Source organism: Streptomyces sp. NPDC001339 (genome assembly GCF_042895955.1).
In the GTDB taxonomy this organism is placed as follows: Bacteria; Actinomycetota; Actinomycetes; order Streptomycetales; family Streptomycetaceae; genus Streptomyces.
In genome coordinates this window covers 492,374-517,936 of sequence record NZ_JBIAWT010000004.1, presented here as the reverse complement: position 1 = coordinate 517,936, position 25,563 = coordinate 492,374, and the positions used below count along the sequence as shown (strand labels likewise).

Annotated in this window: 21 protein-coding genes and 1 riboswitch; of the genes, 9 read left to right on the top strand and 12 right to left on the bottom strand. The window is 69.8% G+C overall.

The window, feature by feature from the left end; translation table 11 throughout:
- Window positions 1-138: 138 nt before the first annotated feature.
- The 4 genes from cydD to hisC all read right to left on the bottom strand — a co-directional run bounded on the left by cydD (window position 139) and on the right by hisC (window position 7,830).
- Window positions 139-3,843: a thiol reductant ABC exporter subunit CydD gene (cydD, locus tag ACFY12_RS14500; RefSeq protein ID WP_390716110.1), complete on the bottom strand. Its 3,705-nt coding sequence runs from the start codon at window positions 3,841-3,843 to the stop codon at window positions 139-141.
- Between the two features lie 72 nt (window positions 3,844-3,915).
- Window positions 3,916-4,917 carry a cytochrome d ubiquinol oxidase subunit II gene (gene cydB / locus ACFY12_RS14495; protein WP_390716109.1) on the bottom strand — a complete coding sequence of 334 codons (1,002 nt, stop codon included), beginning with the start codon at window positions 4,915-4,917 and terminating at the stop codon, window positions 3,916-3,918.
- Window positions 4,918-4,926: 9 nt separating this feature from the next.
- Window positions 4,927-6,435 (bottom strand): cytochrome ubiquinol oxidase subunit I, encoded by a 1,509-nt coding sequence (locus tag ACFY12_RS14490; protein WP_390716108.1) that lies wholly within the window; start codon window positions 6,433-6,435, stop codon window positions 4,927-4,929.
- 315 nt (window positions 6,436-6,750) lie between these two features.
- Window positions 6,751-7,830 carry a histidinol-phosphate transaminase gene (gene hisC, locus ACFY12_RS14485; protein ID WP_390716107.1) on the bottom strand — a complete coding sequence of 360 codons (1,080 nt, stop codon included), beginning with the start codon at window positions 7,828-7,830 and terminating at the stop codon, window positions 6,751-6,753.
- Window positions 7,831-8,247: 417 nt separating this feature from the next.
- Between hisC and ACFY12_RS14480 the strand changes: the two genes are divergently transcribed.
- The 3 genes from ACFY12_RS14480 to ACFY12_RS14470 all read left to right on the top strand — a co-directional run bounded on the left by ACFY12_RS14480 (window position 8,248) and on the right by ACFY12_RS14470 (window position 11,908).
- Window positions 8,248-9,348 (top strand): LacI family DNA-binding transcriptional regulator, encoded by a 1,101-nt coding sequence (locus ACFY12_RS14480; RefSeq protein WP_390716106.1) that lies wholly within the window; start codon window positions 8,248-8,250, stop codon window positions 9,346-9,348.
- 307 nt (window positions 9,349-9,655) lie between these two features.
- Complete coding sequence (locus ACFY12_RS14475) at window positions 9,656-10,780, top strand: metallophosphoesterase (protein ID WP_390716105.1); 1,125 nt, start codon at window positions 9,656-9,658, stop codon at window positions 10,778-10,780.
- A 225-nt stretch (window positions 10,781-11,005) separates the two neighbouring features.
- Entirely contained in the window at window positions 11,006-11,908 is a 903-nt protein-coding gene (locus ACFY12_RS14470) for a hypothetical protein (protein WP_390716104.1), read from the top strand.
- 47 nt (window positions 11,909-11,955) lie between these two features.
- Here the strand turns inward: ACFY12_RS14470 and ACFY12_RS14465 are convergent, their stop codons facing one another.
- Both ACFY12_RS14465 and thiC read right to left on the bottom strand, forming a co-directional pair.
- Window positions 11,956-12,498, bottom strand: a complete 543-nt coding sequence (locus ACFY12_RS14465) for a hypothetical protein (protein WP_390716103.1) — start codon at window positions 12,496-12,498, stop codon at window positions 11,956-11,958.
- Window positions 12,499-12,571: 73 nt separating this feature from the next.
- Complete coding sequence (gene thiC / locus ACFY12_RS14460; protein ID WP_390716102.1) at window positions 12,572-14,368, bottom strand: phosphomethylpyrimidine synthase ThiC; 1,797 nt, start codon at window positions 14,366-14,368, stop codon at window positions 12,572-12,574.
- A riboswitch (TPP riboswitch) is annotated at window positions 14,363-14,519 on the bottom strand. It overlaps the preceding gene by 6 nt.
- Before the next feature lie 47 nt (window positions 14,520-14,566).
- On the opposite strand from thiC, the gene ACFY12_RS14455 reads away from it, so the two are divergent.
- Window positions 14,567-15,958, top strand: a complete 1,392-nt coding sequence (locus tag ACFY12_RS14455) for a YibE/F family protein (RefSeq protein ID WP_390716101.1) — start codon at window positions 14,567-14,569, stop codon at window positions 15,956-15,958.
- A gap of 155 nt (window positions 15,959-16,113) precedes the next feature.
- Here the strand turns inward: ACFY12_RS14455 and ACFY12_RS14450 are convergent, their stop codons facing one another.
- From ACFY12_RS14450 to ACFY12_RS14440, 3 genes are all read right to left on the bottom strand, one after another.
- Window positions 16,114-16,536, bottom strand: a complete 423-nt coding sequence (locus ACFY12_RS14450; protein WP_390716100.1) for an SsgA family sporulation/cell division regulator — start codon at window positions 16,534-16,536, stop codon at window positions 16,114-16,116.
- A gap of 768 nt (window positions 16,537-17,304) precedes the next feature.
- Window positions 17,305-17,529 (bottom strand): DUF5326 family protein, encoded by a 225-nt coding sequence (locus ACFY12_RS14445; RefSeq protein ID WP_390716099.1) that lies wholly within the window; start codon window positions 17,527-17,529, stop codon window positions 17,305-17,307.
- Window positions 17,530-17,762: 233 nt separating this feature from the next.
- Window positions 17,763-18,080: a cupin domain-containing protein gene (locus ACFY12_RS14440; protein ID WP_390716098.1), complete on the bottom strand. Its 318-nt coding sequence runs from the start codon at window positions 18,078-18,080 to the stop codon at window positions 17,763-17,765.
- A gap of 48 nt (window positions 18,081-18,128) precedes the next feature.
- On the opposite strand from ACFY12_RS14440, the gene ACFY12_RS14435 reads away from it, so the two are divergent.
- From ACFY12_RS14435 to ACFY12_RS14415, 5 genes are all read left to right on the top strand, one after another.
- Window positions 18,129-18,506: a phage holin family protein gene (locus tag ACFY12_RS14435; RefSeq protein ID WP_390716097.1), complete on the top strand. Its 378-nt coding sequence runs from the start codon at window positions 18,129-18,131 to the stop codon at window positions 18,504-18,506.
- Window positions 18,507-18,509: 3 nt separating this feature from the next.
- A complete protein-coding gene (locus ACFY12_RS14430; protein ID WP_390716096.1) occupies window positions 18,510-19,115 on the top strand; it encodes a low molecular weight protein-tyrosine-phosphatase in 606 nt (201 codons plus the stop codon).
- A complete protein-coding gene (locus ACFY12_RS14425; RefSeq protein WP_390716095.1) occupies window positions 19,112-20,239 on the top strand; it encodes a cystathionine gamma-lyase in 1,128 nt (375 codons plus the stop codon). Before ACFY12_RS14430 ends, ACFY12_RS14425 begins: the two co-directional genes overlap by 4 nt.
- A 246-nt stretch (window positions 20,240-20,485) precedes the next feature.
- Window positions 20,486-21,382: a LysR family transcriptional regulator gene (locus ACFY12_RS14420; RefSeq protein ID WP_390716094.1), complete on the top strand. Its 897-nt coding sequence runs from the start codon at window positions 20,486-20,488 to the stop codon at window positions 21,380-21,382.
- A gap of 48 nt (window positions 21,383-21,430) precedes the next feature.
- Entirely contained in the window at window positions 21,431-21,910 is a 480-nt protein-coding gene (locus tag ACFY12_RS14415) for an NUDIX domain-containing protein (protein WP_390716093.1), read from the top strand.
- An 87-nt stretch (window positions 21,911-21,997) separates the two neighbouring features.
- Here the strand turns inward: ACFY12_RS14415 and ACFY12_RS14410 are convergent, their stop codons facing one another.
- From ACFY12_RS14410 to ACFY12_RS14400, 3 genes are all read right to left on the bottom strand, one after another.
- A complete protein-coding gene (locus tag ACFY12_RS14410) occupies window positions 21,998-23,860 on the bottom strand; it encodes a globin domain-containing protein (RefSeq protein WP_390716092.1) in 1,863 nt (620 codons plus the stop codon).
- A gap of 447 nt (window positions 23,861-24,307) precedes the next feature.
- Window positions 24,308-24,943 carry an HAD family hydrolase gene (locus tag ACFY12_RS14405; RefSeq protein WP_390716091.1) on the bottom strand — a complete coding sequence of 212 codons (636 nt, stop codon included), beginning with the start codon at window positions 24,941-24,943 and terminating at the stop codon, window positions 24,308-24,310.
- A 139-nt stretch (window positions 24,944-25,082) separates the two neighbouring features.
- Window positions 25,083-25,541, bottom strand: a complete 459-nt coding sequence (locus ACFY12_RS14400; RefSeq protein ID WP_390716090.1) for a heme-binding protein — start codon at window positions 25,539-25,541, stop codon at window positions 25,083-25,085.
- Window positions 25,542-25,563 lie beyond the last annotated feature (22 nt).

Below are 25,563 nucleotides of genomic sequence, written 5' to 3'. Positions count from 1 at the left end.
GGGCATTTGCAAGGAAAGTGCGGTTATGGGGCAGCGGGGAGGGTTCGGCTCCCTGGCGGGGAGGCTTCGGCTCCCTGGCGGGGAGGCTTCGGCTCCCTTGCCCCCTGCTCTCTGCCGTCCCCGTCGGCTCCTACCGCTCTACGCGCCGGCCCGGACGCCCGCTGCCTCGCCGTACGCCGTGTCCACCGCACGCTCGCGCTCCAGCATCCGCCGGAACGGGCCGTCGGCCGCCGCCAGCTCCGCGTATCCGCCACGCTGGACGGCCCGGCCGTGCTCCAGCACCAGCACTTCATCGACCGCGTCCAGGCCGGTGAGCCGGTGGGTGATCAGGACCGTGGTACGGCCCTCGGTCGCGGCCAGCAGATCGGCGGTCAGCGCATCGGCGGTGGCCAGGTCGAGGTGCTCGGCGGGCTCGTCCAGGACGAGCACCGGGAAGTCCGCCAGCAGCGCACGGGCCAGGGCCAGCCGCTGCCGCTGACCACCGGACAGCCGGGCGCCGTGCTCCCCGACCATGGTGTCCAGACCGTCCGGCAGGCTCCGCACCCAGTCGGCGAGCCGTGCCCGCTCGAGCGCCGCCCAGAGGTCACGGTCGTCGCCCTCCGCGTCGGCGCTCCGGTCGCGGCGGGCGAGCCGGAGGTTCTCCCGCAACGAGCTGTCGAAGAGGTGGGCGTCCTGCGCGCACAGCCCCACCAGCCGCCGGACCGCATCGCCGTCCACCGCCTGGGCGTCCGTGCCGCCCAGCGTGTACGTCCCCGACTCCCGGTCCAGGAAGCGCAGCAGCACCTGCGCCAGCGTGGACTTGCCGGCGCCGGACGAGCCGACGACGGCGAGCCGGTGACCGGCCGTCAGGGTGAAGCCGATCCCGTCCAGTGCCGGCCGGCCCTGACCGGGGTGGTGCGCTCCCAGATCCCGTACGACCAGGGGGAACGGCGTCTCGGGCGGCTCGGCGGGCGCGGCCGGCTCGCGCACCGGCTCGGGCGCGTCCAGCACCTCGAAGACCCGCTCGGCGGCGCGCCGGGTGCGCTGCCGGTACTGCACGGCCAGCGGCAGACCGGTCACCGCCTCGAACGCGGCGAGCGGGGTCAGTACGACGACCGCCAGCGCCACCCCCTCCAGCCGCCCCGCGTGTACCGCCTGGACACCTGCCACCGTCGCCGCGGCGACGGTCAGCCCGCACAGCAGTGCCGAGAGCCCTGCTCCGGCCCCGGCCACGGCGGCCGACCGGGCGGCGATCCGGGTCAGTTCGCGGTCCGCACGCCGCACCGATTCCGTACGGGCGGGAAGGGCACCGGCCACCGTCAACTCGGCGGTACCGGTGAGCACATCGACCACTCGCGTGGCGAGACAGCCGCGGGCAGGCGCCAGTTGACGCTCCGTCCGCCGGGCCAGCGCGCCCGAGAGGACCGGCACGCCCACGCCCGTGAGCAGCAGTCCGACGGCGAGGATCACACCGGCCTCCGGCAGCAGCCAGCCGGTGAAACCGACGGTGCCCGCCCCGACCAGCGCCGCCGCGCCGACGGGCAGCAGCCAGCGCAGGAAGTAGTCCTGCACCGCATCGACATCGGCGACCAGTCGCGACAGCAGATCGCCGCGGCGACGCTCCCTGAGCCCGGCCGGCGCCAGCCGCTCCAGGCGGCGGAAGACCGCGACCCGTACATCGGCGAGCATCCGGAACACCGCGTCATGGGCGACCAGCCGCTCGGCGTACCGGAAGACCGCGCGGCCGATGCCGAACGCCCTGGTCGCGGTGACCGCCACCATCAGGTACAGCACCGGCGGCTGCTGCGCGGCCCGCGAGATCAGCCAGCCGGAGGTCGCCATCAGGCCCACCGCGCTGCCCAGGGCGAGGCTCCCGAGCAGCAGCGCCAGTGCGAACCGCGCCCGACGGGCCCGGGCCGTCCGCCGTAGCCGGGCGAGTGCCGGACCACGGACGGGGCCGGAGGCGGGGGCTGGGCCGGAGGCCAGGGGGATCTCGCCATCGGGCGCCTCGACTGCCGGGAGCGGCACGGGAGTTGTGGATGCCGCCCTGCCCGCTGTTTCACGTGAAACCGGCGCCTGCCCCGGCACCGCCGTGGGCCCCGGCACCGCGGTAGGCCCCGGCACCGCCATCGGGTCCGGCCCCACCGTCGGGCCCGGCAGCCGTACCACCCGGTCCGCCACCGCGAGCAGCGCCGGCCGGTGGACGACGAGCAGGACCGTACGGCCGACCGCGAGCCGGCGGACCGCGGCCACGATCGCCTCCTCGGTCTCGCCGTCCAGGTTCGCGGTGGGCTCGTCCAGCAGCAGGATCGGCCGGTCGGCGAGGAAGGCACGGGCCAGTGCCAGGCGCTGGCGCTGGCCGGCCGACAAGCCGGCGCCGGACTCGCCGAGCTGAGTCGCCATACCGTCGGGGAGCGCGTCGATGAAGTCCAGCGCCCCGGCGTCGGCCAGCGCGGTGCGTACGGCGGCGTCGTCCGCGTCCGGCCGTACCAGCCGTACGTTCTCGGCGATGGAGCCGGCGAACAGCTGCGGCTGCTGCGGCACCCAGGCGATCCGCTGCCGCCAGCTGTCCGGGGCGAGGGAGGCGATGTCCCGGCCGTCGACGAGGGCCCGGCCCTCGGACGGCGCGGTGAAGCCGAGCAGCACGCTCAGCAGCGTGGACTTGCCGGCTCCGGAGGGCCCGACCAGCGCGACGGTCTCGCCGGCTCGGACCTCGAACGAGGTCGCGGGGAGCGAGTCGGCGGCCCGGCCGGGGTGGCGGACCACCAGATTCTCGACGGCCAGCGCGGTGCCCTGGGGCGCGGGCGCGGTGCCGAGCGTGGGGAGCGGCGTCTCCAGCACCGCGAAGATCTCCTCGGCGGCCGCCAGCCCCTCGGCCGCGGCGTGGTACTGCGCGCCCACCTGCCGCAGCGGTAGATACGCCTCGGGCGCCAGTATCAGCACCATCAGGCCGGTGTAGAGGTCCAGTTCGCCATGGACCAGCCGCATCCCGATGCCGACCGCGACCAGCGCGACGGAGATGGTGGCGAGCAGTTCCAGTGCGAACGAGGAGAGGAAGGCGATCCGCAGGGTGCGCAGGGTCGCGCGGCGGTAGTCGCTGGTGATGCTGCGAATGGCGCGGGCCTGGGCCTTGGCCCGACCGAAGACCTTCAGGGTGGGCAGCCCCTCGACGACGTCGAGGAAGTGGCCGGACAGCCGGGCGAGCAGCCGCCACTGGCGGTCCATCCGCGCCTGGGTGGCCCAGCCGATCAGGACCATGAAGAGCGGGATCAGCGGGAGGGTGAGAACGATCGTCAGCGCCGAGATCCAGTCGCCGGTGACGATCCGGGCGAGCACCGCGACGGGGACGACGACCGCCAGCCCCAACTGCGGCAGATAGCGGGAGAAGTAGTCGTCCAGGGCGTCGATACCGCGGGTGGCGAGCGTGGTCAGCTCGCCGGTACGGATCTCCGCGCCTCGGTCGTCGACCGCGGTGTCGGTGGCTGCCCCCGCCCGTGTCGACCCCTCGCCCGCCCCCGGCCGCGCCACCCGTCCGCCGGGCCCCAGCCGCGCCACCCGCTCGATCAGCCGCATCCGCAGCTCGGACTTCACCGCCGCGCCGGCACGGTGTGCGGCCAGCTCGGTGAGCCAGGAGACCAGACCGCGCCCGACGGAGACCATGGCGAGCAGCACCAGCGGGGTGGTCAGACCGCCGGGACCGAGGCCGTGCTGGAAGGCACCGACCACGATCTCGGCGATCAGCATCGCCTGGCCGACGACCAGGCCAGCCCCGGCCAGGCCGAGCAGCACCACCGCGATGAGGAAGCCGCGCGTGGCGTGAGCGTAGCGGAGCAGACGCGGGTCAACGGGTTTCACGTGAAACATTCCATCCTGTGAAACATTCACTGCCGAGGTCGCGGCTGAGGCCGCCTCGACGGGAAGCGGCCTCAGCGCGGCCTAGTGGGATTCGGCGATGTGCTGCGTACCGATGCGCTTGCGGAACACCCAGTACGTCCACCCCTGGTAGAGCATCACCAGAGGGGCGGCGATCCCCGCACACCAGGTCATGATCTTCAGGGTGTACGGGCTGGACGAGGCGTTGCTGACGGTGAGGCTCCAGCTCTCGTTCAGCGTGGACGGCATGACGTTCGGGAAGAGCGTCAGGAACAGCATCGCGACCGCCGCCACGATGGTGATGCCGGAGAAGGCGAACGCCCAGCCCTCACGCCCGAGCCGGTTGGCACCGAGCGCCGCGACCAGCGCCACCACCGCGACGATCATGGCGATCAGGGTGGTGCCGTCGCCCTTGTCGGCCTGGGTCCAGCTCAGGAAGCCGACCGCCAGCACGGCGGTGATCAGTCCGAGGACGGTCGCCAGCTTGCGCGCCCGTTCCCGGATGTCGCCCACCGTCTTGAGCGAGGCGAACACCGCGCCGTGAAAGGTGAACAGCGCCAGCGTGACCAGTCCACCGAGGAGCGCGTACGGGTTGAGCAGGTCGAGCAGGCTGCCGACGTACTCCTTGTGCGCATCGATCCGCACCCCGCGCACGATGTTGCCGAACGCCACACCCCACAGCACCGCGGGCAGCAGCGAGGTCCAGAAGATCGCCTGTTCCCAGTTGCGCTGCCAGCGCTCCTCGGTCCGCTTGGCGCGGTACTCGAAGGCCACACCGCGCACGATCAGGCAGACGAGGATGAGCAGCAGCGGCAGGTAGAAGCCGGAGAACAGGGTGGCGTACCACTCGGGGAAGGCCGCGAAGGTCGCGCCGCCCGCGCTGAGCAGCCAGACCTCGTTGCCGTCCCAGACCGGCCCGATGGTGTTGATCAGTACGCGCTTCTCGCGCCGGTCGCGGGCGAGCAGCTTGGTGAGGACGCCGATCCCGAAGTCGAATCCTTCGAGGAAGAAGTATCCGGTCCAGAGGAAGGCGATAAGGACGAACCAGACGTCGTGGAGTTCCACAGTCGCCTCCTAGTACGAGAAGGCCATCGGCCGGTCGGCGTCCGTGCTGTCGCCGCCGATCCTGGTGGGCGGGTTGCGGTCGGAGTCGGTGAGCTCCGGGGGACCGGCCTTGACGTACTTCACCAGCAGCTTGACCTCGATCACCGCGAGGATCGCGTAGAGCGTGGTGAAGACGATCATCGAGGTGAGCACCTCGCCCTGCGAGACGCCCGGGGAGACCGCGTCCGAGGTGCGCAGTACGCCGTAGACGACCCAGGGCTGGCGGCCCATCTCGGTGAAGATCCAGCCCCAGGAGTTCGCGAGGAGGGGGAAGCCGAGGGTGACGAAGGCCAGCGACCAGTACCACTTGCTCAGCCGGGCGCCGAGCACCTTGTTCTTGGTGAGCACGAGGTGCGGTGGTTCCTCGTCCCCCGTCCGCAGCCCCGGCGACAGCCAGAACTTCTTACGGGTGAGCCAGAGACCGGCGATCCCGATGGCGAACGACGTCATCCCGAAGCCGATCATCCAGCGGAAGCCCCAGTAGGCGACCGGGATGTTGGGCCGGTAGTCGCCGGCCCCGAACTTCTCCTGCTCGGCCTTGTTCACATCGTTGATGCCGGGGACCGGTGAGGAGAAGTCGTTGTGCGCGAGGAAGGAGAGCAGGCCGGGCACCTCGATGGCGACCTTGTTGTGACCCTTGTCGACATCGCCGTAGGCGAAGACCGAGAACGGGGCCGGCTGTTCGGTGTCCCACAGCGCCTCGGCCGCGGCCATCTTCATGGGCTGCTGCCGGAACATGACCTTGCCGAGCTCGTCACCGCTGATCGCGGTGAGAGCGCCGGCTATGACGAGCGTGATCAGACCGAGGCGCAGCGAGGTCCGCATAACCTTGATGTGCTTCTTGCGCATCAAGTGGTACGCGGCGATGCCGACCATGAACGCGGCGCCGGTCAGGAAGGCGGCGGTCAGCGTGTGGAAGACGACGACCAGGGTGGTGTCCTGGGTCAGCACCTTCCAGAAGTCGGTGAGCTCGGCCCGTCCGTTGGCGGCGTTGTACTTGTAGCCGACCGGGTGCTGCATCCAGGAGTTCGCGGCCAGGATGAAGTACGCGGAGAGGATTGTGCCGATCGAGACCATCCACATGCAGAAGCAGTGGATCTTCTTGGGCAACTTGTCCCAGCCGAAGATCCACAGACCGATGAAGGTGGACTCGAAGAAGAAGGCGATGAGCGCCTCGAAGGCCAGCGGGGCGCCGAAGACGTCGCCGACGAACCGCGAGTAGTCGGACCAGTTCATCCCGAACTGGAACTCCTGGACGATGCCGGTGACGACACCCATCGCGATATTGATCAGAAAGAGCTTGCCCCAGAACTTGGTGGCCTGGAGGTACTTCTCCTTGCCCGTTCGCACCCATGCGGTCTCAAGTCCGGCCACCAGAGCGGCAAGGGAGATCGTCAGGGGGACGAACAGGAAGTGGTAGACGGTCGTGATGCCGAATTGCCATCGCGCCAGTGTCTCTGGCGCCAACGCCAGCTCCACCCTTTCTCTCCTTACGTCGCCATTGCCCAGGGCAATGTCCCGTGCGCGTCACAAAAAACGGCACATACCAGGATGGAACGACCGAGCTTGTGAACGCGTTCACATTCACAAGCAATTATCTCCCATGGCTTCGCAACCTTCGCTTCCGGGGGTGCGTGACTGCGGTCACGCACCTTTACACCACCCGTACAAAGACGCCGGAGGCCGTGGGCGGCGGACCCACGGCCTCGATACGGCAAAGCCTTGCCACGCTTTACACGCCCCGGCTTCACACGCCTTGCAGCGCCCCCAAGCGGCTACCTGGCCGGCAACGGCTTACAGCGCCTTGCGAAAGTCCTCCGCGGCCTGGAGGAACAGGTCCATCGCCGCGGTCTCGCCGATCGTCACCCGTACCCCGTCGCCGGGGAACGGCCGTACGACCACGCCGGCCCGCTCACAGGCCGCCGCGAAGTCGACCGTCCGGTCCCCCAGCCGCAGCCAGACGAAGTTCGCCTGCGTCTCGGGGACGGTCCAGCCCTGACCGCGCAGCGCCTCGACCACCCGAGCGCGCTCCCCCACCAGCGCATCGACCCGCTCCAGCAGCGCCGGCTCACTGCGCAGCGACGCCACCGCCGCCTCCTGCGCGAGCTGGCTCACTCCGAACGGCACCGCCGTCTTGCGCAGCGCCGCGGCCACCGGCGCGTGCGCCACCGCGAAGCCGACCCGCAGCCCAGCCAGGCCGTACGCCTTGGAGAAGGTGCGCAGCACACAGACATTGGGGCGGTCCCGGTACAGATCGATACCGTTCGGCACCTCAGGGTCACATATGAACTCGCGGTACGCCTCGTCCAGCACCACCAGGACATCGCCCGGCACCCGGTCCAGGAAGGACTCCAGCTCCGCACGGCGGACGACGGTGCCGGTCGGGTTGTTGGGGTTGCAGACGAAGATCAGCCGAGTCCGGTCGGTGACCGCGGCCAGCATCGCGTCCAGGTCGTGCACCTCATCGGAGGTCAGCGGGACCTGCACGGAAGCGGCGCCGGAGACCTGGGTGATGATCGGGTACGCCTCGAACGACCGCCAGGCGTAGATCACTTCGTCGCCCGGTCCGGCCGTCGACTGGACCAGCTGCTGGGCCACACCCACCGATCCGGTGCCGGTCGCCAGATGCTCCAGCGGCACCGAGAAGTGCTCCGACAGCTCCGCCATCAGGCCCGTACACGCCAGGTCCGGGTAGCGATTGAACTCACCGGCGGCGGTCACCGCGCTCTCCAGGACCCCGGGCAGCGGCGGATACGGGTTCTCGTTGGAGGACAGCTTGTAGGTGACGGCCTCACCGGCGGGCGCCGGCTTGCCCGGCTTGTAGGTGGGAATGCCGTCCAGCGCAGCACGCAGCTTCGGGGTCTTCTCGCTCACCGCTGGTCCTCCTCGAACCGTCCCGCTCATCTCCAATACTGCACACCTTATGAGGATTCCCCCGTCCGACGGCAGCCCCAGTCGTCGCCGGTGCGGGCGCCGCACCCCACCCGCGCCCGGCCGCCCACCGCCCGGGCGGCGCTGCGCACGGCCTCCGGAGCGCGCCCCCCGGATGAGTGCGCGCCGGTGGCTCGCGCCGTGGCGCGCATCCCTCGTCAAGGTGACTTGAGACCTCTTTGAGACCTGAACCTGTCGGCAGGCAGAGGCGGCGAATATCCCCCTGAACTATCCACGCGATCACCAACTTTATTGACTTCACAGGCAATTGACGCATGATCACCTTGCAGAAACGTGCCTTCCTACAGCCGTCGGCCGAGCCCCGCGAATGGCCGTATTGAGCCCTACTATCGGCTCGCCATGACAGCAGCAGGGAAGCATCAGGTGAGCCGGTCGACCGGTCGCCGACTGGGACGGGCGGGCATCCGGGACGTGGCCGCCGCAGCCGGTGTGTCGATCACGACCGTCTCCGACGCGCTCAACGGCAAGGGCCGGCTTCCGGATGCCACCCGTAGCCATGTCCGCGAGGTGGCCGACCGGCTGGGCTACCGCCCGTCCGCGGCCGCCCGCACGCTCCGTACCGGCAAGTCGGGGCTCCTCGGCCTGACCGTGACCACGTACGGGGATGAACCTTTCACCTTCACCGAGTTCGCGTACTTCGCCGAGATGGCCAGAGCCGCCACCTCCGCCGCGCTGGCCCGCGGGTACGCCCTGGTCATCCTCCCCGCGACCTCCCGCCACGACGTGTGGTCCAACGTCGCGCTGGACGGCACCGTCGTGATCGATCCCGCGGACGGCGACCCCGTCGTCACCGAACTCGTCCGGCACGGCATCCCCGTCGTCTCCGACGGCCGCCCCGGAGGCACCCTGCCGGTCACCGGCTGGGTCGACAACGACCACGAGGCCGCCGTCCTCGGCCTGCTGGACCACCTCGCCGACGCCGGCGCCCGCCGTATCGGCCTGCTCACGGGCACCACCACCGACACCTACACCCGGCTGTCGACCACCGCCTATCTGCGCTGGTGCGAGCGGGTCGGCCAGGACCCGGTGTACGAGTCCTACCCGGCACATGACCCGTGCGCGGGCGCCGTCGCCGCCGACCGGCTGCTGGCCCGCCCGGACCGGCCGGACGCCGTCTACGGGCTCTTCGACCCCAACGGCACCGATCTGCTCGCCGCCGCCCGGCGCTACGGCCTGCGGGTACCGGAGGACCTGCTGCTGGTCTGCTGCAGCGAGTCCACGGTCTACGCGAACACCGAGCCATCCATCACCACCCTGTCGCTCAAGCCGCGCCGTATCGGCACCGCCGTCGTCCAGATCCTCATCGACGCCATCGAGGGGCTCGACAACGGGCGGCCCGTCGAACAGGTGATACCGACCGATCTGATCGTGCGGACCTCATCCCAGCGGCGCTCCCCCAGGACGACCGTCAGCCCGCCGCGGGGACCCGCCGGCGACTGAGCTTGCCGTCACACCCACGGACGTCACCCACGGACGTCACCTACGGACGGGCGTACCGGCCGACGCCGGGCGCCCCCCGTCTGCCGGGAAAAAACAGGGTGATCCCGGGAGAAAACAGCCGCGAATGCCGGGCCCCGCCGTATTGATCACCCCCGGGTGCGTCACAACCCGCGACCGGCATTCCTATGATGGGCGGACGACACCGCGGACCGCCGTCGACCAGGCACGGGTCCGAGAGGTGCACGGCGGCGCGACGGTGGAGGGGTCGATGACTCAGGGGGCCAGTCAGGGACCCATGGTGTGGACCATGGCGGGACAGACTCCGGAGTCCGCTCCGCTGCCCGGAACGCCCGCCGGCACATCCGGCGGTTCTCCCATCCCGCCCGTCGGCCCTCCGCTCCACGCGCCCGCCGAGCCCCCGCCCGCGCCGCCCATGTTCCCCCAGCTCTCCACTCGGTCCGAGCAGGGCGTCCCGCAAGCACCGGCCGAGGACTACACCCCGACCGCTCGTGACCTCCCCGTCGTCGACCCGGACCGTACGGACACCCTCATCGACCGCCCGGCCGTCGTCCCGGCCCCCGAAGCGGAACCCGACTCGCACGCGGCCGACGGACCGGGCCCGCTGTACGTCGTCGGCGATGTGCACGGCTACCACGACGAGCTGCGGGAGGCACTTGCCGCCGAGGGCCTGATCGACGCCGACGGCAACTGGGCGGCGGGCAACACCCGGCTCTGGTTCCTCGGCGACTTCACCGACCGCGGCCCGGACGGTATCGGCGTGATCGACCTGGTCATGCAGCTGTCCGCGCAGGCCGCGGCGGCCGGCGGCTACTGCAAGGCCCTGATGGGCAACCACGAGCTGCTGCTGCTGGGCGCCAAGCGGTTCGGCGACACCCCGGTCCAGTCCGGTGCCGGTACCGCCTCCTTCCAGGCCGCCTGGCTCCTCAACGGCGGCCAGAAGAACGACATGGACCGTCTGGAGGACCACCACCTCCAGTGGATGGCTCGGCTGGACGCCGTGATGGAGGAGGACGGGCATCTGCTCGTGCACTCCGACACGACCGCCTACCTCGACTACGGCGATTCCATCGAGGCCGTCAACGACACCGTGCACGAGGTCCTCACCCGCAGTGATGCCGACGAAGTCTGGGATCTCTTCCGCAAGTTCACCAAGCGTTTCGCCTTCCGTAACGAGGCCTCCGGCGCCCAGGCCGTCCGCGAGCTCCTGGACACATACGGCGGCGACCGCGTCGTCCATGGCCACAGCCCGATCCCGTATCTGCTGGGCGAGGTCGGCACGGAGGACGACGAGAGCGATGGCATCACGGTCGACGGTCCGCATGTCTACGCCGATGGTCTGGCCATCGCCATGGACGGCGGCATCACCATGGCCGGAAAGCTGCTGGTCGTTCAACTGCCCGTACCCGACTGAGCGTTCCGGGGACGGGTGTGGAGGCAGGCCGGCGGGTGGCCGGTCAGGTCGGAAACGGGAGGCGGCACGGGCGGAATCCGGTCGCGGCAGTACTCAATTTCCGCAAACTCTCTGTCACCCCATGCCGGAGGCGCTCTACCATCTGTCTATCCGTAGCAGGCTCTCCTCCGTTTCCGCCCACCGCCCGGCCCATGCCGGCCGTACGGCTCTACGGAGCATCGGGGGATGCACATGAACAGCGCTCCGCACCTGCTGAACGAGGACCGCGCGGAGTTCGCGCGGCTCCTTGATGAGGCGCTGCGTACCGCCGCACACCGCCCGGACGACCCCGGCGCCATCGCCGGAAAGCACCTCACCACCGAGCAGTTGCGCACGATGGCGCTCAACGCGACCACCGCCATCGCCGCCTGCGCCACGGCCGAATACCAGCGCTTCGTACAGCTGCGCGCCGCGTCGCGCGCGCCGGTGTCCGGGCCGTCCGGCACCGGCGCGCACGGCCCGGCACCGGACGAGGGGGCCGGCGAAGGACAGGGTCCGGCCACCGGACCCCCCGTGGCCGAGGCGGAGAACACCGGTGCCGGACTGGCTGCGATGGTCGGCGTCCTCGCCCCGGTCCTCGCCGGTATCGCCGCCGTGCTCTTTCTCCTCATCGGCTACGTCCTGCGCGTGATCAGCCCCGATGGCTCCCTGGCACAGTCGCTGATCAGCGTGGGCTGGACCTTCGCGGCTTTCGCCGCCGCCGGGGCACTCGTCGCGATGGGCGGCGTGCTCGTCACGGCGCTGCGCAACGGCTCGTCCGCGCAGAGCGCCGGAGCCGATGAGCGGGGCGAGGCGCTGGACGCCGCCCGCGAGGCCTGGCGGCACGCCCTCCTGGAACGGGGTCTGCTGCCCTTCCTCCGGGAGGCCCTGGCCGAGCCGGACGGCAACCGGCCCTCCGGTTCGGACGACGACCCCGTCCGCTACGTCCCGCGCCGCACCACGGCCCCCGAGAGCCGCATCCCCACCCTCGGCTACACCCGTCCCGAATTCACCAGTCCCGACCGCGGCTCATCGGCCTCCCGCCCGCACTACTCCAGCCCCGACTTCACCAGCCCGGACCACGGCGGGACGGACCACACCCCGGAATAGCCGCCCCGGGGAGGCCGTGCCGCAATGGCGGTCGGGCGAACCACTCGTCAGGCGAGGACGTCGCCGCGCCCCGGTTCGCGGTCGACCACGGAGACCTCGATCCTGCAAAGATGAGACCTGCTGAAAGCCTCACCGAGCAGTCCGCCGGTCACCAGTCCACCGAGGATGGGAGTATCGCCGCTCTGCTGCTGGGGGCCGCCGCCGGGGCACTCGGAGACATCGCCCGTATGACGGGGCGCGCTCTTCTTGGGTTCCGGGCGGGGCGGGTCCGCGGCCCATGCGCTGGTGGTCACGCAGCCGACCGCCAGCACGGCCGTGAGCACCGCCGCAGCATGTTTCTTCGTCAGCATCATCTCTACCTTTCCCGGTCGGGACAGCACGAACAGGGCGGTTCCGCACCGCCGACGGCTCTGTACCGCCGCCGGAAGGTCTTCCACCGCGCCGCCCGCGGAGACCGCGCCGGTCCCGGATTCCGCCCTTTCGGCCCATGACGAGGCGCCCTCGCTCTCCCCTCGCCGGAGCCCTCCATGCTCGCGGCGGACGACCGGAGCGGCGTCGCCGTCCGGCATCCGGCATCCGGCATCCGGCATCCGGCATCCGCTCAGGGTGACGTACCGGCCCGTGCCTCCACCGTGAGGTCGCGGGCCAGTACGTTCGCCGGGCTCAGTTCGCCAGCGGCAGGTACACCCGGTTGCCCGAGGCCGCGAACTCCTTGGACTTCTGGAGCATGCCGTCAGCGATCTCCTCGTCCGTGGCGCCGGACTCGTCACCGCCGAACTGCTCTGTGATGCTTCTGCTGATCTTCATCGAGCAGAACTTCGGACCGCACATCGAGCAGAAGTGGGCCGTCTTCGCCGGCTCCGCGGGGAGCGTCTCGTCGTGAAAGGCCCGAGCCGTGTCCGGGTCCAGGGCCAGGTTGAACTGGTCTTCCCAGCGGAACTCGAAGCGGGCGTCGGAGAGGGCGTCGTCCCATTCCTGGGCGCCGGCGTGGCCCTTGGCCAGGTCCGCCGCATGGGCCGCGATCTTGTAGGTGATGACGCCGGTCTTGACGTCGTCGCGGTCCGGGAGGCCCAGGTGCTCCTTGGGCGTGACGTAGCAGAGCATCGCCGTGCCCCACCAGGCGATCATCGCCGCGCCGATACCGGAGGTGATGTGGTCGTAGGCGGGCGCGATGTCGGTGGTCAGCGGGCCGAGCGTATAGAACGGGGCCTCTTCGCAGATCTCCTGCTGGAGGTCGATGTTTTCTTTGATCTTGTGCATCGGGACATGGCCCGGACCCTCGATCATGGTCTGTACACCGTGCCGCTTGGCGATGGTGTTCAGCTCGCCGAGCGTCTTCAACTCCGCGAACTGCGCCTCGTCGTTGGCGTCCGCGATGGAGCCGGGGCGCAGGCCGTCACCGAGCGAGTAGGTGACGTCGTACGCGGCGAGGATCTCGCAGAGCTCCTCGAAGTGGGTGTAGAGGAAAGACTCCTTGTGGTGCGCCAGGCACCAGGCAGCCATGATCGAGCCACCGCGGGAGACGATGCCGGTCTTGCGGCGGGCGGTCAGCGGTACGTACCGCAGGAGCACACCGGCGTGCACCGTCATGTAGTCGACGCCCTGTTCGGCCTGCTCGATGACGGTGTCCTTGTAGATCTCCCAGGTCAGCTCCTCGGCCTTGCCGTCGACCTTCTCCAGCGCCTGGTAGAGGGGGACGGTACCGATCGGGACGGGGGAGTTGCGCAGCACCCACTCGCGGGTGGTGTGGATGTTGCGGCCCGTGGAGAGGTCCATGACCGTGTCGGCGCCCCAGCGCGTCGCCCACGTCATCTTCTCCACCTCCTCCTCGATGGAGGAAGTGACCGCCGAATTCCCGATGTTGGCGTTCACTTTCACCAGGAAGTTCTTGCCGATGATCATCGGCTCGATCTCCGGGTGGTTGACGTTGGCCGGCAGCACCGCACGCCCGGCCGCGATCTCCTCGCGGACGAACTCCGGCGTGACGTTCTCGCGGAGTGCGACGTACTCCATCTCCGCAGTGATCTCGCCGCGCCGCGCATAGGCGAGCTGCGTGACCACAGCGCCGTCACGGCTGCGGCGCGGCTGGCGGGGGCGGCCGGGGAAGACCGCGTCGAGGTTCTTGAGCCCGCCGCGCGGTGAGGTGTGCTTGAGGCCGTCATCCTCCGGCCGCATGGGGCGGCCCGGGTACTCCTCGGTGTCGCCGCGGGCGATGATCCAGTTCTCCCTCAGCGGCGCGAGGCCACGCCGGACATCGGTTTCGATGGCGGGGTCGGTGTACGGCCCGGACGTGTCGTAGAGCGTCACGTCCTTGCCGTTGGTGAGGTGCACCCGCCGGACCGGGACCCTGAGATCCGGCCGCGATCCGGAGACATAGCCCTTGTGCCAGCCGATCCGCGGCTCGTTGCTGTCGCCGGCACCGTTGTCGTGTGTGGGCGTGCGTGCATCCTGCAGAGTCATAAAGACCCAACTCCCTACGCCGGCATTACCCGGTAACAGGTTCGGCGGTCGACGCAGCGGCTCCCATCCGTCGACGTTTCACGTGAAACATCGCTGGGATGGCGGTCAGCGCCCTCTCAGCCCGGTGCTCCGAGCTCCCGCGATTGCAAAGGTGCCACCACGGTAGCGGCCGCTGCGGCGGGGTGAACAGGGGGCCCCATGAAGTCTTGCGATGATCTCGCCGTGAGCCCTCACGAGTCGCACCACCACTCCGTCCCGCATTCCCACACACACGGGCACGGCCCGGCCACCCCTGTTTCCCGGCATCTGCGCAAGGTCATCGCGGCGGTGCTGATCCCGTTCGCGGCCGCGGTGGCGGTCGGACTGGTCGTGCTCTGGCCGGGCGGTGCACCGCCGCACAAACCGTCCGGCGTCGGCTTCGACCAACCGACGGAGCAGGCCAGGGTCGTCAAGGTGGTGGAGGTGAACTGCGCGGACGTCCACGCACAGCAGCCGTCCGAGCCGTCAGCGCCGCCCGGGCAGCACCCACCTGCCGGGCGAGCAGCCGAGGGCAAGCCCTGCCAGCAGGCGACGATCAAGGTCACCACGGGAGAGAACGCCGGACGGACCTTCCAGACGGTGGTGACGCCGGACGCCCTGCGGCGCTATACGACCGGGCAGGAGGTGGTGGTGGCGTACTCGCCCAAAGCGCCGAAGGAGCTGCAGTACTCGGTCACCGATGTCGACCGGACCCTTCCGATGTGGGTGCTGGCGGCGATCTTCGCTCTCGCGGTCGTGATCGTCGGCCGGCTGCGCGGAGTGCTCGCACTGGTGGCGCTGGCGGCCAGCTTCCTCGTGCTGACGCTGTTCATCCTCCCGGCGATCCTGCAGGGCTCCAATCCGCTGCTGGTGGCGGTCGTCGGGGGCAGCGCGATCATGCTGATCGCGCTGTACATGTGCCATGGGCTGACGGCCCGTACGTCGGTGGCGGTGCTCGGCACCCTGGCCTCGCTGCTGCTGATCGGGCTGCTCGGCTCGGTGTTCATCAACTGGGCACTGCTGACCGGCGAAACGGACGACACGACCAGCCTGGTACACGGCCTGTACCCGAACCTCGAGATCCGCGGCCTGCTGCTGGCGGGGATCATCATCGGGTCACTGGGCGTGCTCGACGATGTGACGGTGACCCAGACCGCCGCGGTGTGGGAGCTGATGGAGGCGGATCCGTCGGCCGGGCGGCGGGCGCTGTACGGAGCGGCGATGCGGATCGGCCGGGACCATATCGCGTCCGTGGTCAATACCCTTGTCCTGGCCTATGCGGGGGCCGCGCTGCCGTTGCTTTTGCTGTTCTCGATCGCACAGAGCAGCGTCGGTACCGTCGCCTCGAGTGAGGTGGTCGCGGAGGAGATCGTCCGCACGCTCGTGGGCAGCATCGGCCTGGTCGCCTCCGTCCCCCTGACGACGCTGCTGGCGACCCTGGTCGTCTCGGCGGACCGCAAGCGGCTTGGCGCGCCGGACGCGTCGGGAGGTACGGGAGCGGGGCCGGAGGCGAGAGCGGCGGGTGGCCGGTCGCGGCGGCGGGGCGGGCGCGGCCGACGGCGCAAGAGGTGAGGCGTACGGACCCCACAGCAGACGGCGGAAGTACCCGGGTACGGGGCATGACGGGCGTACCCGGGTAGGTCAAGCACGACCGGCGCACCCGGGGCGGCCCAAGAGGGAGCGGTGCGGCAGGAGGCGGGGTCAGCCGGCGGGGTCAGCCGGCGGGGTCAGCCGGCGGGTGCCTCTGTGAGGATCCGGTCGAGGACGGCCTCGAGCATGTCGCAGACCTCCTCCTTGCCCAGCGGTACGAGCCGGTCCGTGCGGTCCAGGAACGCCACCAGCGGCGCCGCGCTGACCCGGAACAGGGCGCGCTCGATGCCCACTTGAAGGCTGATGAGGACATCGCTGAGGTGCTCGGGGGAGGCCGGTTCGACGCGCACATCGCCCTCACCAGACGGCCGACTCAGCCCGTCGAGGAGCAGCTCACGTCCGAACGCCCAGGTCACTGGCGCATCGCCGGGCAGATCGAAGGTGAGCCGGACCGCGTACGGATCGGCGCTGTCGAAGTCCAGCTGCACCGGAATCCGGAACGCGAGCTCATCCGAGACGACGAAGCTCATGATCACTTCTGCCTGAACTGTGTCGGTCATCTACTACTGCCCCGCACTCGATCGGAGATGGCCGGGAAACATCCCCCATAGCCCTGTGGACGCCATCGTCTGCCACAGGCAGAAAGATCACAAGGAGTGAGTTTTCAGATACTGATAGAGAAGCCGAGCGTCGTTAGTATCACCTCCGTCATTTTGCGTAGTCACTCCGTAACGGATCGCAATCGGTGCAGTTCATGGGCGCGAAGGGGTACCGTCGACGTCGCGGCCGCCGCCCCGACCTGGAGGGGGACCGCCGAACACGCCGTTCCCCAGGGCATATTCCTGATACTCGACGGCCACCTGACCGCGACGGACCGTATCCACGCGGTGCAGCAGATCCCCCGCGCTACGCGTGGAGATGGGTGCCATGGACTGGATGGCGCGCCGCGCGCGACGCTCCTCTTCCTTGATGCCTCGTCAATCCGCGCGACCAGACACTGCCCGATCGCATGAGCGTGCGCCGCGGTACGAAAGTCGGCCTGCTTCTCCACCGACGGCCGCTCCGGCTCATCGGTGACCGCCCAGGGAGCACCGATGCGCAGCCATCGCCTCGAGCTGCTGGCTCCAGCAGCCGGAGTGCCACCACCCCGGCCGATCACGGTGGGGCAAGAGGCGGCTTCACCATTCGCCGTTGCCAACGCCCGCCGCTCCGCACTTCGGTTCCGCCGTTCGGAACACGGCGGCCGGAACCCGGAGGAGCCAACCCGCCATGTGCACGCGTCGGCGAGCGTGGACGGCGCCGTGGGGCAGGCCGGTCGCCCCGGTCGCCTACCAGTCGCTCTTCGACGAGGACGACGACGAGCCGGTGACCCTGCGGACGAGGTAGACGACTCCGGCGATCAGGGCCGCGGCAATCAGGATCTTGAACAACAGACCGATCAGGATGCCGAACACGGTGGCGAGCACTCCGCCGAAGACCACGAGCAGGATGACGGGCACCACGACCCAGGTGACCCACCACGGAAGCCCTGCGATTATCCCCTTACCAGCCACTGCTCTGCCCTGCTTTCTGTGTGTCGCGCTGTCTGTGCCGGTATCCGTACCGCGCTGTCTGTCGCCGGCGCTCTCTGTCGCGCCGATGGCGGCCGTTCCACGCGGCGCCGCTGACGCCTCGCCGCCTCCGGCTCTCCCATCACCCACGATGCTAGGGCGCGGAAGAGCGCCATGGGGGCTTCGCAACCCTGGCCCTACCCTGACTCTTCCCCTACGGGTTGCGGCCCCGCCCCTTAGCTCTCAGGAGGAGAGAAGACCACCATCACCCGCAGGTCCTCGCTGATGTGATGGAACTTGTGCGGGACTCCGGCCGGCACATAGACCACACTGCCGCGCGCGACCGACTCCGTCTCCGCCCCGACGGTGATCGCCCCCCGTCCGCTGACCACGAAGTACACCTCGTCCTGGCGGTGCGGCTGCTGCGGATCGACACTGCCGGCGTCCAGCGCGTACAGCCCGACCGACATGTTGCGTTCCCTGATGAACTGCAGGTACGCGCCGTCGTTCGCAGCCCGCTCCGCTTCCAGTTCATCCAGTCGGAAAGCCTTCATGCCGTTCGCACCCCTCGATGTTTCGGTCTCGTCTGCGACGATCTCACCATGAAGCATTTTCTGGTCAAGACGATCGCCAATGCCGCGGCGCTTGCCGTGGCCATCTGGCTGCTCAAGGACATCACGCTGACCGGCGAGAACACCGGCCGGAAAGTACTCACACTGATTCTCGTCGCGCTGATCTTCGGGTTGGTCAACTTCATCGTCAAACCCGTGGTGAAGCTGCTGTCGTTCCCCCTGTTCATCCTCACGCTCGGCCTGATCACCCTGGTCGTGAACGCGCTGATGCTGCTGCTGACCTCCTGGCTCGCCGGCAAGGCCGATCTCGCCTTCCATGTGGACGGCTTCTGGACGGCAGTGCTCGGCGGCGTGATCATCTCCATCGTTTCGTGGGCGATGCATGTGGTCCTGCCCGACGAGGACTGAGCCGTGACCGACCCGTTCCGCGTCTGCTTCGTCTGTACCGGCAACATCTGCCGGTCGCCGATGGCGGAGTCCGTCTTCCGCGCCCAGCTGGCGGAGGACGGACTCGACGGCCTGGTCGAGGTGGGCAGCGCGGGAACCGGCGGCTGGCACGAGGGCGACGGCGCCGACCCGCGCACGGTCGCCGTGCTGCGCGCGGCCGGCTACCCGCCCGCCCACACCGCCCGGCAGTTCCACCCCTCCTGGTTCGACCACCTCGACCTGGTCATCGCGCTCGACTCCGGCCACCTGCGCGAACTGCGCAGGCTGGCCCCCACCCGGCAGGCCGCCGCCAAGGTCCGGCTGCTGCGCTCGTACACGGAGAGCGGGGCAGACGCGGCGCGCACGGCGGACACAGGGGCGGACGACCTCGAGGTGCCCGATCCGTACTACGGCGGCTTCGAGGACTTCGAGGAGTGCCTGGACATGATCGAGGAGGCCTGCGACGGCTTGCTGACCGCGGTTCGCACCGCGGTCACGGCCCGAGCCCTGATCCAGGCCCGTACCTCCGCGCACGACGGCCGGCACACCACGCGGCCCCCACACAGCCCACAGCACCGGGAGAGCGCATGACCGACGACGGCACCCGCGTCGTACGAGCCGGGCTTCCGGAGCCCGATCCCTACGAGCCGGCTCTTCCCGGGCCGGTCTTCGCGGCGCACTTCCACCTCCCCGGTGACACCACCGGCCCCTATACCTACGGCCGGGACGGCAACCCCACCTGGACCCGACTGGAACAGGCCATCGGCGAGCTGGAATCACCGGACGAGGGCGCCCACACCGTCGCCTTCGCCTCAGGGATGGCGGCGATCAGCGCCGTTCTCTTCTCCCAGCTGCGCTCCGGCGACGCGGTGGTGCTGCCCAGCGACGGATACCAGCTGCTGCCGGCCGTCCGCACCCGCCTGGAGAGCTATGGCATCGAGGTCCGCACCGCGCCGACCGCCGACGACGCACAGCTGGGCGTGCTGAACGGCGCCCGGCTGCTCTGGATCGAAACGCCGTCCAACCCCGGACTCGATGTCTGCGACATCCGACGGCTGGCCGACGCGGCACACCGCCAGGGCGCACTGGTCGCCGTCGACAACACCCTCGCCACCCCGCTCGGCCAGCGCCCGCTCGACCTCGGCGCGGACTTCTCCGTCGCAAGCGGCACCAAGGCACTGACCGGCCACGGCGATGTCCTGCTGGGGTACGCCACCACCCGCGATGCCGCGCTGGCCGATTCCGTACGGCTGTGGCGCAAGACCGTGGGTGCGATCCCCGGGCCCATGGAGAGCTGGCTGGCGCACCGCTCACTCGCCACCCTCGCACTGCGCGTCCGCCAGCAGTCGGCCGGTGCGCTGGCGCTCGCCACCGCGCTTGCGGACCGCCCCGAGATCACCGGTCTGCGCCACCCCGGGCTGCCGTCCGACCCGTCCCATGAGCGCGCCGCCCGGCAGATGCGCCCCGGCCGCTTCGGCTCCGTGGTGTCCTTCACCCTGCCGGACACCTCACACGCGGAGCGTTTCCTCGCCGCGCTGAGCCTCGTCGACGCCGCCACCAGCTTCGGCGGCGTACGGTCCAGCGCCGAACGGCGCGCCCGCTGGGGCGGCGACGCCGTACCCGAGGGCTTCATCCGCTTCTCGGTCGGCGTCGAGGAGCCGGAGGATCTGATCGCGGATGTAACCCGCGCGCTGGATGCGGCCACACTGAACTGACCGGTGGGGACGACCAGTTGGCCGGCGGGACATCCCCCCTCGTCGCCCCGCCGGCCGCGGCTCCGCGTGGCACTCGTCCACGTGTTTCACGTGAAACCGCATGACCAGATGTTTCACGTGAAACGAACCGCCCGAACAAGGCTAGTTGACTGAGCGTCAGTGTCCAATCACGCTAGCGACACTGCCCTATCGACAAATTTATAGTTGGCCCGCGACCAGGCTTCCCAGCGGCGCAGGAGGTACGCGATGGATCTGGCTCTGCTGCGCACCTTCGTCACGGTGCACCGGGCCGGCTCCTTCACCCGCGCCGCAGCGCTTCTCGGCCTCTCCCAGCCCGCCGTGACCAGCCAGATCCGGGCGCTGGAGCGGCAGTTGGGACGCCCACTCTTCCTCCGCTACGCCCGTGGCGTCACCCCCACGACCATCGGCGATGAACTCGCCCACAAAGTGGCGCCGCACCTGGACGCCCTCACCGCGATCACCGAGACCGGCCTGGACCACGATTCGGTCGCCCGGACCCTCCACCTCGCCGGTCCCCCCGAGTTCCTCACCGAACGCGCGCTCCCCGCCCTGACCCCGCTCGTCGCCCAGGGCCTCTCCATACGGACCGTCTTCGGCTCCACCGACGAGCTGCTGACCGGTCTGGCCGCCGGACACCACGATCTGACCGTCACCACCTCCCGGCCGCGCGGCGGGCTGCTCACCGCCACCCCGCTCTGCGACGAGGAACATGTGCTGATCGCCGCGCCGCGCTGGGCGGCGCAGCTGGGCGGCCCGGCCACGGTGCAGGCCGGGGGCCGCCACGCACTGGACCCGGTACCGCTGGTCGACGTCCACGAGAGCCTGCCACTGATCGCCCGCTACTGGTCCACTGTCTTCGATGCCGAGCCCGCGGCCTCCGCCGCCGTCATCGCGGCCGACCTCCGCGCGGTGCTGACCTGCGTCACGGCCGGCGCGGGGCTCGCCGTACTGCCCCGCTATCTGTGCGCCGACGCGCTGCACCGCGGTGCGGTCGTCGCCCTCCTCGACCCGCCGGTCCCCCCACTGCGCACGTACTTTCTCGCCGTACGGACCGGAACGCTCGGTCTGACGCATATCGCCCGGGCGCATGAGTGGCTGCTGCGGTCCGCCATCGACTGGTGACCAAGGGGCAGGGGTTTCACCAGGCCGTGGTTGCGGCATCTGTCGACTATGACCGTACGGCCAGTCGTCAAACGCACCGCCCGCGCAATTCTGCTCGACGGTGATGATCTCGTTCTGATCAAGCGCACCAAACCGGGCCGGGCCCCGTACTGGATCACTCCCGGCGGTGGCGTGGAGCCCGGAGACGCCACCGTCATCGACGCCCTCCACCGTGAGCTGGACGAAGAGCTGGGCGCGAAGATCACGGACGTCGTGCCGGTCTTCGTGGACACCGTCGAGCACTTCAGCGACATCGGGGTGGACGGCGTGAAGGTACAGCACTTCTTCGTCTGCCGGCTCGACTCGATGGACCCCTCGCGCCGCCACGGCCCCGAGGTCGAGGAGCCCTGCGGGGACTACGAGATCGTGCGGGTGCCCTTCACCCGCGTCGGCATCGCCTCCGTCGAGGTCGTACCGCTGTCGCTGCGGCACTACCTGGACGGCAACATCGAGGGCGTACGGGCCATGCACGCCCCTGATCTGGGCTGAACGGCCGACCGGGCCGGAACACCGCCCGTAGCGTCGGCCGTCGCGCAGACCGGGTCAGCGGTCGCGGCCGGAGCCTCCTTCGGGGCCTCATTCTCCGGCCGAGACCAGCTCTTCCACTGAGTCGTGCCGTATGCGGTCGGTCGGGATGCCGACCCCCACCAACGCGTCCACGCCGCTGCGGATCAGCCCCGGCGGGCCGGAGAGGTAGGCGTCGTACTCACTGAACGGCCCGTATAGCCGTACGGCGTCGGGAAGTTGGCCGGTTTCGACGCTGATCCCGCCACGGGCCACCCGCCCGGTGGCTCCGGTGGCGACGACCGGGCGCACGGAGAGCCAGGGGTGGCTCCGCTCCAAGTGGAGCATGGTGTCGAGGTCGTAGAGATCATGCCCACTGCGGGCGCCGTAGAAAACCTCTACCGGGCGCCGGATACCGTGCTCCGCGACGTCCTCGACCAGGGCCTTGATGGGCGCGATGCCGGTACCGCCACCGACGCACAGCAGACCGCTGTGGGTGGAATGGTCGACGGTCATCGAACCGGCCGGTGCGCCGAGCCGGATGACGTCGCCGGGGCGGGCGCGATGGACCATGGCATTGGAGACCCAGCCGGCCGGGACCGCCTTGACGTGGAACGAGAGCAGGCCGTCGGCGCGCGGCGCGGAGGCGAAGGAGTAGTGCCGCCAGACCCGCGGCCACCAGGGCGTCTCGATGCTGGTGTACTGACCGGCGAGGAACGGATAGGGCTGGTCGGGGCGGACCGTGACCACCGCGATATCGGACGTACGCAGTTCGTGCGAGACGACCTCCGCCTGCCACCACGCGGGCGCCACGGCCTCGTTCTCGGCAGCCGCATCGATCATGATCTGCGAGATCGCGGTGTAGGCGCGCACCCAGGCGGCCTCGGCCTCCGGGCTCCAGCTGGACGGCGCATACCGCCCGAGCGCGGTGAGCAGGCATTCTCCGACGGCAGGGTAGTGGTCGGGCAGAGTGCCGTATTTGCGGTGCCCGCGGCCGAGGTTCGCCAGGTACGCGGTGAGCACATCGGCGTCGTCGACATGCCGGGCGGCGGTGAGCAGCGCCTTGAACAGCCGGTCACGCTGGGCGTCCATCGCGGCGGGGAACAACGCCCGGAGATCGGGGTGCTGGACGAACAGCAGCGCGTAGAAGTACGAGGTGACCTTGTCGGCCACCGGCTCGATCTCGGCCATGGTTCGACGGATGAGAATCGCGTCGGGTGAGGCGGGCGTTGCGGAGGCGGCGGCCGAGGCCTCCAGAGCCTGGAGGGAGGGCGCGGGGGCGGCAGCACGGGGGGAGGGCTCGGGGGGTGTGGGGTCTGTGGGGAATGAACCTGTAGGAGTGGAGCCTGTGGGGGCAGCGGCGGCGGCGTCTGCGGGAGCGACCGGGGCATGTGCCGCTTCGTGTAGGGGCTCGGGCTCTCGGTTCCGGGCGGGCCGGCGCTCCCAGCTGGGCGGAGAGAGCAGCCGACGGTCACGAGCCTGCTGAAGGGGGCGGGCCCTCTCGGGTCCTTGCGTCTGCTGGGGGTTACGGGGTTGCTGGGGCGGCTGCGGCAGCTCCACCTCTCGGCCTCGCTCGGCAGCGGTGCCCACCGGCCGGATCGGATTGACCGGCCGGCTGGGTATCCGTTCCCGCGCATGCCATTCAGCCCGGTCAGCGCAGTCTCTCTCCTCATTCCGCCGGCTCCGGCCGTACGGTTCGTACCGCTCGTTACGCTCGCCGGCGACGCCGTGTTCAGCACGATCGTCCGGCCCGCCCCGGTCGTCCGGCTCGGACCCGCCATCCCGTTCCTGTCCACCGCCTTGGACGTCGTATCGCCTCTGGCCTTCCGCCTGTTCCGCGGGGGACTTCTTCTCCGACGGAGTGAACCAACCCCAATCGCCCCCACTGCCTCCAGAAGAGCCGCCATCGGCCGAAGTCGTGGTCGGAGCGTCCATGGTCTGCCTCGCCTCGAACGTCTTACGGTTGTCTTCGCACTTCCGTGGTTCGGAACTGCCTGGAATTCCCCCGCCCTGCCCCGGAATTCTTCATCGACTCAAGTGACTCCGGCAAGACTCTTCAAAGCGGACATGCGCCACCACCTTGTGCTGGGCGGAACAGGTCCCTGTCGGCAGCATGCCACCCCGGACCACCGCAACAGACAAATAGTGGGAAGCCCGGGTGTCACGGGCCACTTCACCGCTAGGCTGGCGGACTTCGCCGCCGTCGGCGACCCAAGGGAGCCCTCAGCCGCACCGCCCCGGACTCGACCACACCGGCAGCGGCGGAAACCACAAGCCCTGATCTTGGAAAACTCCGCGCAGCCCTTCCGATAACTGCAGCCCTCCCCACAGAGCGCATTTTCGGCCGATACGCAGGGCGATTCCCTCGCGGAATGCAAAGAATTACCGACCGGTACGGACCAGTTCGTATGCCTCACGCAGATCACGTCCCGCGTATGCGTATAAGGCCAGGTCACTGACGTGGTGATCGGCATTCACGGCCACGGAACAGGGAACGGCGGCGAACAGTTCGGTATCCGAGCGGGAGTCACCGTACGCCACACAGTCGGCCCGGGTAAGGCCGTACTGCGCACAGAGTTCATCTGCGATCCGCAGTTTCGCGGCCGATGAGAGAATTCCCGCCGGCTCCACGGGCTGCCGGATGGGCACCGAGGGCCAGCGCGAACCGTGCGCGGTGTCGGCACCCCAGTCCAGCAGCCGCTCGACGAAGAAGCTGGGCGACAGGGATATCACCGCGCATCGCTCGCCATGTGCCCGGATGTCCGCCCATACCTCCCGGATCCCGAACAACCAGGGCGCACCATCGAAGGCCTCCGCCACATGATGCTCGGTCAGCTCGGCGGCCCACAGATCGCACGCCCGCTGTGCATACTGCAGCGGCGTCAGCCTCCCCGCCACGAACGCGTGCTCCAGCTCGGCGATCTCCCGTTCCAGCCCAAGCTGTCGGGAAATCTCGACACCAGCCGCGGATCCATGAAGCAGAGTCCCGTCCATATCGAACAGATGCAGCGTGCCCATGATGCGGAGCCTAGAACGCCGAGCTGAAACGCGCCTTCTCTGCCACGTAGTACGCCACATCGGCGCCCACCTCCTGGGACGGGCGCCCTTTACGGGGCGGACGCGGAGGGGGCGCCGCAGCCGGGCACTGGTCGTGACGTCAGGCGAGACCGGCCTCCGCTGTTGCCGCAGTGACGATGTGGTGGTCCTGTTCGGGGGCGCCGCCGCCGAAGCCGATCGCGCCGATCAGACGGCCGTCCCGGTGGAGCGGCACTCCGCCTGCAATGAAGAGAAGCGGCCGGTCCAACGCCGTCGGCAGCGTGTGGAAGGCCCCGTCCGGCCGTACGAGGTCGACGAGGTCGGCGGTTGGTGCATCCAACTGCAGTGCGGTGTAGGCCTTGCGAGTACTGGTCTCCCCGGAGATCAGCACGGCCTCGTCGTCCCGCCGGAAGCCGAGCAGGTGCCCGCCCGCGTCCAGGACGGTGATGCTGCCGCGCACTCCGAGGCCACTGGCAGTTCGCACGGCGGCCCGGATGAGGCCGTCGGCCTCGCGGGTGGTGAGGGGACGGACCGCCGGAGTGGCGGTAGCGGCGGGGGCGGAGGTAGGGGTGGGGGTCATGAGGGGTCCTTCTGGGGGTGTG

Coding starts and splice junctions, on each gene's coding strand:
- ACFY12_RS14440 (WP_390716098.1), bottom strand. CDS start 18,080: ATGAAGGCTTTCCGACTGGATGAACTGGAAGCGGAGCGGGCTGCGAAC.
- ACFY12_RS14415 (WP_390716093.1), top strand. CDS start 21,431: ATGACCGTACGGCCAGTCGTCAAACGCACCGCCCGCGCAATTCTGCTC.
- ACFY12_RS14420 (WP_390716094.1), top strand. CDS start 20,486: ATGGATCTGGCTCTGCTGCGCACCTTCGTCACGGTGCACCGGGCCGGC.
- ACFY12_RS14465 (WP_390716103.1), bottom strand. CDS start 12,498: ATGCCGGATGCCGGATGCCGGATGCCGGACGGCGACGCCGCTCCGGTC.
- ACFY12_RS14400 (WP_390716090.1), bottom strand. CDS start 25,541: ATGACCCCCACCCCTACCTCCGCCCCCGCCGCTACCGCCACTCCGGCG.
- ACFY12_RS14410 (WP_390716092.1), bottom strand. CDS start 23,860: ATGGACGCTCCGACCACGACTTCGGCCGATGGCGGCTCTTCTGGAGGC.
- thiC (WP_390716102.1), bottom strand. CDS start 14,368: ATGACTCTGCAGGATGCACGCACGCCCACACACGACAACGGTGCCGGC.
- ACFY12_RS14455 (WP_390716101.1), top strand. CDS start 14,567: ATGAAGTCTTGCGATGATCTCGCCGTGAGCCCTCACGAGTCGCACCAC.
- cydD (WP_390716110.1), bottom strand. CDS start 3,843: ATGTTTCACGTGAAACCCGTTGACCCGCGTCTGCTCCGCTACGCTCAC.
- ACFY12_RS14470 (WP_390716104.1), top strand. CDS start 11,006: ATGCACATGAACAGCGCTCCGCACCTGCTGAACGAGGACCGCGCGGAG.
- ACFY12_RS14425 (WP_390716095.1), top strand. CDS start 19,112: ATGACCGACGACGGCACCCGCGTCGTACGAGCCGGGCTTCCGGAGCCC.
- ACFY12_RS14405 (WP_390716091.1), bottom strand. CDS start 24,943: ATGGGCACGCTGCATCTGTTCGATATGGACGGGACTCTGCTTCATGGA.
- ACFY12_RS14450 (WP_390716100.1), bottom strand. CDS start 16,536: ATGACCGACACAGTTCAGGCAGAAGTGATCATGAGCTTCGTCGTCTCG.
- ACFY12_RS14435 (WP_390716097.1), top strand. CDS start 18,129: ATGAAGCATTTTCTGGTCAAGACGATCGCCAATGCCGCGGCGCTTGCC.
- ACFY12_RS14475 (WP_390716105.1), top strand. CDS start 9,656: ATGGCGGGACAGACTCCGGAGTCCGCTCCGCTGCCCGGAACGCCCGCC.
- ACFY12_RS14480 (WP_390716106.1), top strand. CDS start 8,248: ATGACAGCAGCAGGGAAGCATCAGGTGAGCCGGTCGACCGGTCGCCGA.